10 protein-coding genes and 2 riboswitches are annotated in these 10,791 nt (G+C 49.0%); of the genes, 5 read left to right on the top strand and 5 right to left on the bottom strand.

Annotated elements, in window-relative coordinates:
- Positions 1 to 85 precede the first annotated feature (85 nt).
- A complete protein-coding gene (locus PEH01S_RS28520) occupies positions 86 to 700 on the top strand; it encodes an HD-GYP domain-containing protein (RefSeq protein WP_025852474.1) in 615 nt (204 codons plus the stop codon).
- 135 nt (positions 701 to 835) lie between these two features.
- Here PEH01S_RS28520 and PEH01S_RS28515 read toward each other — a convergent pair whose 3' ends face one another.
- From PEH01S_RS28515 to PEH01S_RS28495, 5 genes are all read right to left on the bottom strand, one after another.
- Entirely contained in the window at positions 836 to 1,729 is an 894-nt protein-coding gene (locus PEH01S_RS28515; protein WP_127489526.1) for an EamA family transporter, read from the bottom strand.
- 52 nt (positions 1,730 to 1,781) lie between these two features.
- Positions 1,782 to 3,038 (bottom strand): nucleoside permease, encoded by a 1,257-nt coding sequence (locus PEH01S_RS28510; protein WP_025852475.1) that lies wholly within the window; start codon positions 3,036 to 3,038, stop codon positions 1,782 to 1,784.
- A gap of 171 nt (positions 3,039 to 3,209) precedes the next feature.
- Positions 3,210 to 4,028 (bottom strand): purine-nucleoside phosphorylase, encoded by an 819-nt coding sequence (locus tag PEH01S_RS28505; protein WP_127489524.1) that lies wholly within the window; start codon positions 4,026 to 4,028, stop codon positions 3,210 to 3,212.
- A 186-nt stretch (positions 4,029 to 4,214) separates the two neighbouring features.
- Entirely contained in the window at positions 4,215 to 4,793 is a 579-nt protein-coding gene (locus tag PEH01S_RS28500) for a TetR/AcrR family transcriptional regulator (protein ID WP_025852478.1), read from the bottom strand.
- Positions 4,794 to 5,122: 329 nt separating this feature from the next.
- The gene (locus PEH01S_RS28495) at positions 5,123 to 6,454 is read right to left on the bottom strand and encodes a hemolysin family protein (RefSeq protein ID WP_025852480.1); all 1,332 of its coding nucleotides are present in this window, start codon (positions 6,452 to 6,454) and stop codon (positions 5,123 to 5,125) included.
- A 731-nt stretch (positions 6,455 to 7,185) separates the two neighbouring features.
- Here PEH01S_RS28495 and PEH01S_RS28490 point away from each other — a divergent pair.
- From PEH01S_RS28490 to kdpA, 4 genes are all read left to right on the top strand, one after another.
- Positions 7,186 to 7,548 (top strand): gamma-glutamylcyclotransferase family protein, encoded by a 363-nt coding sequence (locus tag PEH01S_RS28490; protein WP_025852482.1) that lies wholly within the window; start codon positions 7,186 to 7,188, stop codon positions 7,546 to 7,548.
- 199 nt (positions 7,549 to 7,747) lie between these two features.
- Positions 7,748 to 7,946: riboswitch (cyclic di-AMP (ydaO/yuaA leader) on the top strand.
- 166 nt (positions 7,947 to 8,112) lie between these two features.
- Positions 8,113 to 8,300, top strand: a riboswitch (cyclic di-AMP (ydaO/yuaA leader).
- Between the two features lie 131 nt (positions 8,301 to 8,431).
- Positions 8,432 to 8,845 (top strand): hypothetical protein, encoded by a 414-nt coding sequence (locus PEH01S_RS28485; RefSeq protein ID WP_025852484.1) that lies wholly within the window; start codon positions 8,432 to 8,434, stop codon positions 8,843 to 8,845.
- Positions 8,846 to 8,986: 141 nt separating this feature from the next.
- A complete protein-coding gene (locus PEH01S_RS36230) occupies positions 8,987 to 9,064 on the top strand; it encodes a potassium-transporting ATPase subunit F (protein WP_100085834.1) in 78 nt (25 codons plus the stop codon).
- 42 nt (positions 9,065 to 9,106) lie between these two features.
- The gene (gene kdpA / locus PEH01S_RS28475; RefSeq protein ID WP_127489522.1) at positions 9,107 to 10,786 is read left to right on the top strand and encodes a potassium-transporting ATPase subunit KdpA; all 1,680 of its coding nucleotides are present in this window, start codon (positions 9,107 to 9,109) and stop codon (positions 10,784 to 10,786) included.
- Positions 10,787 to 10,791 lie beyond the last annotated feature (5 nt).

Genomic DNA, 10,791 nt, shown 5'->3' with positions numbered 1-10,791 from the left:
TCTATTGTATCACGCCTGACTACGGAAAGGAGGGGCTTGAAGGATTTCGGCAGGGCGCGACACATGGGCTGAGGAGGGGTAACGCGTGCGGGATCGTTTAGTCACTCAAGAGTTGGTTCGGTTAATGGAAAAGGACGTCGATACCTATGAGCACAGTCTGCGGGTGGGGAAGCTCGCGAAGAGCATGGCGCTGATGATGCGCCTGAATCTTGCGCAGACCCGGCAATTGGTGATCGGATGCTGCTTACACGACATCGGGAAAATCTACATGCCCGACTCAATTCTGAAAAAGGACACGTCGCTCACGGAAAGAGAATGGAGGATGATGAAGCAGCATCCGGTGCTGGGTGCGGACATATTGAAAATTCATGCGCCGGAGGAGCAGGCGATCATCGACGTCGTCGAATTTCACCACGAGCGGTGGAACGGAACGGGGTATCCGTACGGTTTAAGCGGGGGGGACATCCCGGCGTTCGCCCGGGTCTGCAGCATTATCGATTCCTTCGACAGCATGCTGTCCAACCGGCCTTACCGATCAAGGATATCGCTGGAGGAAGCCAAGGAGGAGCTGCGACGGCACAGCGGCACGCAGTTCGATAAGCAGTACGTGGAATTGTTTCTGCAACTGCCGGAAGAGATGCTGTTTCATTATTACGCGGGACGGGGGAGCATGAACTCCACCGTCCCGTCCGCAACGTAAAAAGAGGTAAATGAAGCGGCGATCGCTTTCCGGAATTTAACCGGGGATAGGTCGCCTTGTTTTTCTGGACTTGATGCATGCCTTGTCATACCAGTTGTCATTCCGGACCATGCTGGGATTGACAGACACATTTACTCACGAAACGGTCCTTTTTAACAATTTAGGAAGAGATATGCCCGCCAAAATTAGCAGTATGCCTATATATTGCGCAGCTCCCACGTGTTCTTTTAATACAACCGTTGACATGACAATGGCTGTGGGAAGTTCCATTGCTCCCAATATAGAGGCCAAACCAGGTCCTATTTGGGGAACACCTTTGGAAAACAGTAAGGTTGAAAGAAATGGTCCCAAAAATGCTAGGATGATGCCAAATTTTAGAGCCAGATCTATGAACAGTTTTCCATCCATGAAGAAAGTTGGCGGCAGGACGAGCGCGCAAATCGCAAAGCCACCGGAAATCATAAGCGCTGTTTTGGTCACGGGATTTACCTGAACAGCGACCTTTCCGCTAAGAAGAACAAAGATCGTATAGGACACCGCTGCCAGGAATCCATATAAAAATCCCAACCAATGAACACTGCTTAACCCGGTTGTCAAGATATTGGTTGCGCTAAGTGTCCCTATAAATAAAGGGATTAATGACAGTAATTTTCCTTTCTCCGGAATCTTCCGGTTTATGAGAGCTTCTACTAACACTCCCATCCATGTAAACTGAAAAAGAAGTACAATTGCTAATGAGGCAGAAATGTATTGGAGGGAAAGATAATAGAACATTCCTGTTAAACCAGTTGTAGATCCAACCACAGTCAGCAGTAAAACTTCTTTTTTGTTAGGCTTTAGATACTTGTTCGCGCTTGTACGCTTTCTACCGCCAAAAAGCGCGATTCCCCATAACAGTAACGCCCCGATGAACATTTGTATTCCAACCACGTCATTAACGATAAATCCGTCTTTATAAGCCAATTTAACAAAAGTAGACAATACTCCGTAACAACAAGCCCCTAATATAACATATGCAATCCCTTTCATAGCCTCACCTTGTTTGTCCTTTAGCTTGTTATATTTCTAACAATCCTGACCGTCAATGACCAACGGTTACATGCTTCATTTCTTCACGGTCATGTTTATATTTGAAGCTTACCGCAAAAATGATCGCGAGAACCAAGGTATAGGCTCCAAAAATCAACCAGATACTTTGCCAGTCTTTGACTCCGTCTATAGTGAAATAATCTACGATTTTTCCACTAATAATAGCGCCTACATAGGCGCCGACTCCATTGACCATGGTCATGAATAAGCCTTGTGCGCTCGCACGAAGCCGGTGATCGACTTCTTTTTCTACGAAAATGGCTCCCGAAATATTAAAGAAGTCAAATGCGCAACCGTATACAACCATCGATAATAGCAATAGGACGAACCCTGTACCCGACGGGTCTCCATAAGCGAAGAAAGTAAAACGCAATGTCCATGCCACCATACTGATCAACATGACCTTTTTTATCCCGAATTTACGAAAGAAAAAGGGAATGGCAAGAATAAAGAATACTTCCGAAATTTGTGACATTGACAATAAAATAGCCGGAAATCTAACGACAAGGCTATCTTTATAGTCGGGGTTCAGCGCAAAGTCATGTAAAAACGGGTTGCCGAATGTATTGGTAATCTGCAGCGCGGCGCCTAACAGCATGGCGAAGAGGAAGAAAATGGCCATTCTCTTTTGCTTGAATAGGACGAAAGCATCAAGCCCCAAAAGACTTACCAACGATTTGTCTTTTTTGACATTGGATGTAGGACAGTCGGGGAGGGTGAATGAATACAGGGCCAGTAGGGCAGAAGCGCCGGCAGCAAGGTATAGCTGGATGTTGCTTAATTCAATGTTGAAAATGCTTATCGTCCACATGGCAAGAATAAAGCCAACCGTTCCAAAAACACGAATAGGAGGGAAATGTTTTACGGTGTCCAGCCCGTCTTTTTCCAGACAAATATAAGAGATGGTATTCGATAACGCAATGGTCGGCATGTAAACCATGGCATTAAAAAGCATCAACCAAAACATGGTGCCGGGGTCTGAAACCTGTGCAGATGCAAATAATGCGATCGCTCCAAGGAAATGGCAGATTCCATATAATCGATTCGCTTTTATCCAGCGATCCGCAACAATACCGATAAGACTTGGCATAAGGACTGCAGCCAGCCCTTTGGAGCTGTACACGAGTCCAACTTGGGTGCCGGTAAAATTCAAGGTCTTGATCATATAAGAGCCAAGTGTGACAAGCCAAGATCCCCAAATGAAAAACTGAAGAAAAATCATAATTCTAAGGCGTAATTTTGTACTCATTGTTGTCCGCTCCCTAAGCTTAGTGTTAAAGCTACCTTGAAGCACAATTAAGTTTTTGTGACCGTTTCTGGTTGAGATAACTAAGCCGGATTCGTAAGCGGGCTCCATTTTGAAGAGATGGATATACTTAACTTTCCCTTCAAAATGAAGCCTCGCCTTTTCCAACTCACCTTACATTCTTGAAATTGTTTCTTTTACTAATTTAACGAATTTCTCTCTTACTAAAGCTGCCACTTCAATGACTTCACTATGACTTAATGGCTGATCTAAAATGCCGCATGCCATATTGGTCAAGCAGGAAATGCCGAGTACTCTCATATTTCCATGAGTGGCCACGAGGGCTTCCGGGACGGTTGACATACCTACGGCATCTGCTCCTAATGTACGGATCATACGGATTTCAGCCGGAGTTTCGTAAGCGGGCCCACTCCACCAGGCATATACTCCTTGCTGTAAGACAATGTTTTGTTCTTGAGCCACCTGAGAAGCAATATGGCGTAAATTAAGATTATATACTTGAGAAACATCAGGGAAACGAGTTCCCAATTCACTATTATTTGGGCCAATTAACGGATTTGTACCAACTAAATTAATATGATCGGTAATCAACATCAAATCTCCCGGGTTAAAGCTGGTATTGACCGCGCCGCAAGCATTAGTGATGATTAGATCTTCTACACCTAACGCTTTCATGACACGTACCGGAAAAGTTACTTCATCTAAAGAAAAGCCTTCGTAATAGTGAAAACGTCCTTTCATGGCTACAACCGTTTTTCCCATTAATTGTCCAATGACTAATTCGTTTGCATGGCCAACAGCTTCAGACTTTGCGAAATGGGGAATCTCACTGTAAGGAATTATGAAAGGGTTTGCAATTTCATCAGCAAGCGTTCCCAACCCCGAACCTAAAATCATCCCAACCGTTAGACGATAATCAGTCTTATTCCTGATGAAATCTCTGGCTTCCAAAATATCTTGTAATTTGTGCATTTCGGATTCCTCCCAAATAAATGACTAAAATGTATAATTTAGATCTTTATCCCACATCAGCGTTCTTCTCTGGGGCAAGGCAAAAACGTTTTCATTTTATTTTTAATTAGACCGGTCTACATAATTTTGCGAAAAAAATTTTGATCACGCCAACAAACGAAATGTTGGGTGATCCGGAAAATAAAATTATTTCCCCTTGATCAGCATAACTGGAATTTGTTCAGCCATAACTAGTAACGGTTTTGAATCTTGACGAGTAAGACATATCACAAACGCTCCTTGAATCATCGCATTGATTGTCATAGCTAAGTCCCAGGATTCCTCATCGGAATATCCGCCCGACTTAAGCTTATCTGCAAATGCTTCATGCCAAGATTCGAATACCTTCCTGCATAATTCTCTCAGTCTGTCGTTTGTCTTTGATATCTCCAATACAATATTAGCTATCGGCACCCCATTGAAGTAACTATCAGCCTCAAACCGTTTAGCGCTATCATATATAAAATTCTGAATGGCTTCAATTGGATCGTCGTAACGTGCCAGACTATCCTTGATAAAATTGGTTACATTCTCTTTAGTCCGTTCAATCGCCTCATAGGCTAGTTGTTCCTTTCCTTCGGGAAAGTGATAATACAACGAACCCTTCGGGGCCCCGCTTTGCTTGATAATCTCGTTTAGTCCTGTTCCGGAATATCCATGAAGCTGGAGCAGCTTCCCTGTTGTTTCAATCAGCTTATTGCGTGTTGTGTTATTGGATTTTACCAAAGACGATGTCACCCCCATCCATAAAAAAAATTATAACAACCGGTCTATATAGTTAGAACTATATAACTTATTTTATCAATAGTCAACTGTTTCGAAAAGCCAAATTGGGCTGGTTCATTTTACTATTTTTTTCGGAGCCCCGGCTCTTTTCCGGGCTTTAAGCGCAAGATCTTCCGTGTGGTTGCTTCATTGCAGCGGGAAACGTTTTGTCCCTTTTTCGGTATAACAAAATCCCCTTCCGGGGAACAGTGCCGAGTCCATTTTAACACGTACTCTTTTGTGCACTGTCTCCCGTAAGGGGATCATATCGAAGGGCCTCTCTTTTGCATTCAAGCCGTTTGCGTTTGTGAGTCGGATTGCAGCTTGCGGACGGCGAGCCTTGCGATTCGCAGATCGTCCGTTTCCTCGATAACGAACTCGAATTCGTTCTGGTAAACGACGCTCTGTCCATGCTTGGGCGGAAGCTCTACCTGGGAGTACATCCAGCCGCCGATCGTATCGTAGTCCTCGGACTCGATTTCCAGGCCGAACTGATCGTTCACCTCGTCGATTAACATCAGACCGTCGATGGAGTAGTTGAACTCGTCTTTCTTCTCCACGCGAGCCCGCTCATCCGGGTCGAACTCGTCTTGGATTTCGCCGACGATTTCCTCAAGAATATCCTCCAGCGTCACCATGCCCGAAGTTCCTCCATATTCGTCGATAAGCAGGGCAATCTGCACTTTTTTCCACTGCATCAGCTTGAGCAGCCTGCTGATCGGCATCGAATCCGGCACTTTGGCGATCGGACGCACAATCGAGCGAAGCTCGGTCAGCGCGCCGTTCGACTTCATCAAGTCTTTAATGTGAACGAAGCCGATAACGTTGTCTTTATCCGGATCGCATACCGGATAACGGGTGCGCATTTCGCGAAGCGCGATTTCCATGTTTTCCTCGAACGACAGGTTGGCGTACAAGCAGGCCATCTCCGTCCGCGGAATCATAATTTCGCGCGCGTTCGTTTCGGTAAATTCGAATATATTGTCAAAAAGCGTAAGCTCCGTATTGTCGATGAAGCCGCTTTTATGGCTTTCTTTCACTAAAACGCGGATTTCCTCTTCCGTATGGGCCGATTCGTGCTCGGTGGCCGGCTCGATGCCAGCGCGCTTCAGCATCCAGTTCGAGGCGCCGTTCAGCATCCAGATGAAAGGGTACATCAGCTTGTAGAAAATGATTACCGGCAGCGCGGACCAAAGCGTCACGTTCTCCGACTGGCGGATCGCATACGTCTTCGGAAACTGCTCCCCGAGCGTAATATGCAGCGCGGTAATGAGCGAGAAAGCTGTCAAGAAGGAGATCGTATGAATGACGACGGGGTTTAAGCCGAGCCAATCTTTAAGGATCGGTTCGAGAAAAGCGGCGATAGCCGGTTCTCCGACCCAACCGAGTCCCAGCGACGCAAGCGTGATGCCGAGCTGGCAGGCGGACAAATAAGCGTTCAGGTTGCCCGTAATTTTTTGCGCGAACCGCGCGCTCACATTGCCGCTTTGGGCGAGCGTATCAATGCGGCTGTTTCTTACTTTGACCATGGCGAACTCCGCGGCGACAAAAAAGCCGTTCAGCAGCACCAAGACGATAATGAGAACCGCGTTAAGCAATAAAGGTAACGGGTCACTACTCAATCATTCCCTATCCCCTGCGTGAGGTGGATAGGTACACCTCCCTTAAACGTTCAAATAATGGACAAAAATAAAGATTGCTTATAATCCATTATACTCGGAACGCATACCGGCGCTCAAACGGCGAGCGGGGCACTCCGGGGTATGCACGGGGTGTGCGGACTCCGAATCGCGAGGTATTAACGAAAATCCCTCCATTTGCTGCAAATTTGTTCGTTTTCGTGCGAAAATGACGAAAACTCGATTGATTTTTAAATTCAAACGGATTGCCGGGTTGACATCCGGGACGAGCTATGGTAAATTTATTCGATATTCGCAAGAATATACTTAAACCCTCATACAACCCCTACACGGAAGATTTTCCTCGAGAAAGCAGCGTTGTTTCCGCACATGTTAATCGTTCATTCAAGGAACTCCCATGATTAGGAATTGTTGTAACACTGATTCACACTGGCGCGGTCTTCGGAGCCGCAAGGATGGAAGAGAGGCAGGGCTTTCATTGTTTTAGTATGCGCAGCATCATGTACAGAAATTGGATTTGCTTTGGGGTAAGGAAGGGTAACCGGTGTTTTAAACGGCCAAAGAAGGCACGGTCAGGGACGGATCCGCTGACGGAGCTTTTTTTGGTTGCCGCGGGATCCTTTACGGGGTTAATTTCCGTTCCTAACACATTTCTAACAGTTTTCCCCTATAGTTAAGCTCAAACGGCTTTCCAGAGAAAAGAGGTCGCGGAATTGAATCTGTTCGTGTATGGCGTCGTTTCCTTGAATCACAAAGACAACCCGTTTATATCCAGGCATTCTCAGCTTCTAAGCGGCGAAGCCTGGGTGAGAGGCGTTCTGTACGATACCGGACTCGGTTTTCCCGCACTAACCCCCGGGGAAGGCAAGGTCAGCGGCAAGCTGCTGGCGATGGGGGATGTCGCCTTTGAAACCGTCGGGGAGTTGGCATCGAACTTTAACCGGATGAACCCGCCTTACCGTTTCGAGCTAAGGTCTGTTCAAGTGTTTACGGGAGCGGTAACCTACGAGGCATTTGCTTATATGTACGCCTCCGGCCATGGCTTGACACGGATCGAGAGCGGCATCTGGCTGTAGCCGGGAACACCGCTGAAAAAGCTCGCGATTTATGAAAAACGAAGAAATAGTGAGATTTGTAGAGATTGGAAAAGAACCGCATCTGAGAAAGCGCTCTTATACGCCCGAACCTCCCCTATTTCGCTCCAGAGCCATTCCCGCCGTTCTTTACAGTTGCTTCCGACAAGCGTAATATTCAATTCATAAATTTACAGTTTCCAAATTCTTATCGCTTAATTTCCGCGATCGTGCGGAAAGCGGGGGAACCACAAGGGAAGCCTGCGCTGACGGTGTGAGAGCCGAAAGCCATGCGTCCCCGGGGTGAATCCTCATCGTGCATGCGAAGCATGCACTGGGGTAGGGCGACTCTCACCGCCCGAATCCGTCAGCTAACCTCGTCAGCGTTGGATCGAACAGCCGTTTAGCGGCCGGCCGCGGCCCATGTTCGAATGGAGAGAGGATGATGAAGCTTGTGATCGTATAACGACCACAGGGCTCCTGCCTCTGTGGTTTTTTATTGCCTTTTTTTGAAAAAGGGAACGCCAGTTCCATATGTAAACCTATAAAAAATGCACAGCCATTCCATGCAGTATATCGCTGAATTCCCGGCTCGCCGGGAAGCGGGGGAACCAACGGGACAGGACGGCGCGTTAGACGCGCCGGTCGGTCCGAGGGGTGAATCCTCATCGTGCATGCGAAGCATGCACTGGGGTAGGGCGACTCTCACGCCCGAATCCGTCAGCTAACCTCGTAAGCGTATAGAGAGAGGCAACGATTGTCGTGAGCTCATAAGACACGGTATGTTTCACCGTGCCTTGGAAGCCGCGGGAAGAGTCACCTCTTGCCCCAGGCTTCTTTTTTGTTGCCTTTTCTCCTGGAGTGAACAGGAGGAGAACGAGAAAAAATGACCAAAGCATCATCCGGCTATATTCTGGTGTCGGCGCCGAATAAGGCGGGAGAAAATTTTATCCGCGAGCTGCAAAGACGGCAGCTTCGCCTCGCGGCTCTTGCCAACAGCAAGGCGGAGCATAAGAGGCTGGCCGGGCTTGGTGTCGGGAACGTGGTGACGATCGATACGTCGGGCTGCGAGTCGTGGACCGTGCCGCAGTTTGCGGTCAGCCGGGTATTTTTGTTCGAGAAAAGCCTGAACTTGTCGTGCCGGTACATTCAGATCTGCCGGACGTGGACGAACGGGCCGATTTATCTGATTACGAGCAATCCGAGCCCCCGGCTCGTATATAGGGGGCTTGGCGCGCATCACGTCATATATACGAACGGCGACGATGTCGGCTTTTTGATCGACGGACATTTGGAGTAAACGGGCGCAATCGCCCGGAAGGAGGCGCTGGAAAGTGACGGATTTGTACATGGTTTTGCTGCTGGTTGGAACCTACGTGGTGTTCTGGGGCTTTCTGACCTGGTGCGACCGGGTAACCGGGGAATCGGGAGGGGACGGACGATGATCGTCATCGGGGGATTGACTTTATTCGTATTCATCTATTTGGCGTATGCCTTGATTCATCCGGAGAAGTTTTAAACGTCCGGATTCGGCTTGTTTATTAAAGGAGGTTTGGACCCCGTGGGTATTTTGCAAATGGCCATTGTCATTGGAATTCTGGTGCTGCTGGCGAAGCCGCTCGGCACATATTTATATCATGTCTTTTCCGGCGAGGCCAATCGTACGGACCGCTTGTTCGGATGGGCGGAGCGGCCGATCTTCAAGCTGATCGGGCTGCGCGAACGCAAGGGGATGACATGGAAAACGTACGGACTTAGCTTCATCGTCACCAACCTTGTGCTGGTGGCCTTCGGCTATTTGCTGTTAAGGCTGCAAAAGCTGCTGCCGCTCAATCCGAACGGCATCGACAATATGGAGCAGACCTTGTCGTTCAATACGGTCATCAGCTTCATGACGAACACGAATCTGCAGCATTACAGCGGGGAGTCGGGACTTTCTTATTTGTCGCAAATGGCTCTGATCACCATGATGATGTTTACTTCCGCGGCAACGGGGCTGTGCGTGGCGATCGCCTTTATCCGCGGCGTCACGACCAAGGGCAAGACGCTCGGCAACTTCTACGAGGATTTCGTCAAGGCACACACCCGCGTGTTTTTGCCGTTTGCTTTGATTGTCACGCTGGCGCTCGTAGCTTTGCAAGTGCCGCAGACGCTGCAGCCGACAATTACCGTTCAGACGCTTGAAGGGGCGGAGCAGCAAATCGCGATCGGACCGGTCGCGTCGTTGGAATCGATTAAGCACTTGGGTACAAACGGCGGAGGCTTCTTCGGCGTCAATTCGTCGCACCCGTTTGAGAACCCAAATCCGCTGACGAACGTGATCGAGATGCTGTCGATGTGGTGCTTGTCGGCGGCGCTGCCGTACACGTACGGATTGTTCGCGAAAAACCGGAAGCAGGGCTGGGTTATTTTCTCCGCGATGCTCATTTTGTTCGTGCTGTTCCTGTCGCTCGTCTACACGTCCGAATTAAACGGCAACCCGGCGTTGAACAAGCTGGGCATGGACGCCTCCCAAGGCAGTATGGAAGGGAAAGAGGTACGCTTCGGCATCCCGATGTCGGCTTTGTTTACGACGGTTACGACGGCGGCGACGACCGGCTCGGTCAACAACATGCACGATACGCTGACGCCGCTCGGAGGCATTACGCCGCTCGCGCTGATGATGCTGAACTGCGTGTTCGGCGGCAAAGGCGTCGGACTCGTCAACATGCTGATGTACGCGATTCTGGGCGTGTTCCTCGCAGGTCTGATGGTCGGACGGACGCCGGAATTTCTGGGACGGAAGATCGAGGCCCGCGAGATGAAATTAATCGCCATTGCGATTCTGGCGCATCCGTTTATTATTTTGGCGCCGACGGCGATTGCGCTTGCGACCGAGCTTGGCCAAGCGGCGATCACGAATCCGTCGTTCCACGGCATCTCGCAGGTGCTATATGAATACACGTCATCGGCGGCCAATAACGGCTCCGGCTTTGAGGGCCTTGGCGACAATACGCCGTTCTGGAACATGACGACCGGGCTTGTGATGCTGTTCGGGCGCTACATCTCGATGATTGCGCTGCTGGCCGTGGCCGGTTCGCTCAGCCGCAAGCAATGGGTGCCGGAGACGGTCGGCACGTTCCGTACGGACAACGGCTTGTTCGTCGGCATACTCGTCGGAACGGTGCTGATTATCGGGGCGCTGACGTTCCTGCCGGCCATCGTGCTTGGGCCCGTGGCCGAGCATTTGACGCTGCGTTAAACGTG

This window comes from Paenibacillus ehimensis NBRC 15659 (assembly GCF_004000785.1).
GTDB lineage: Bacteria > Bacillota > Bacilli > Paenibacillales > NBRC-103111 > Paenibacillus_G > Paenibacillus_G ehimensis.
This window is presented reverse-complemented; position numbering and strand designations above follow the sequence as displayed.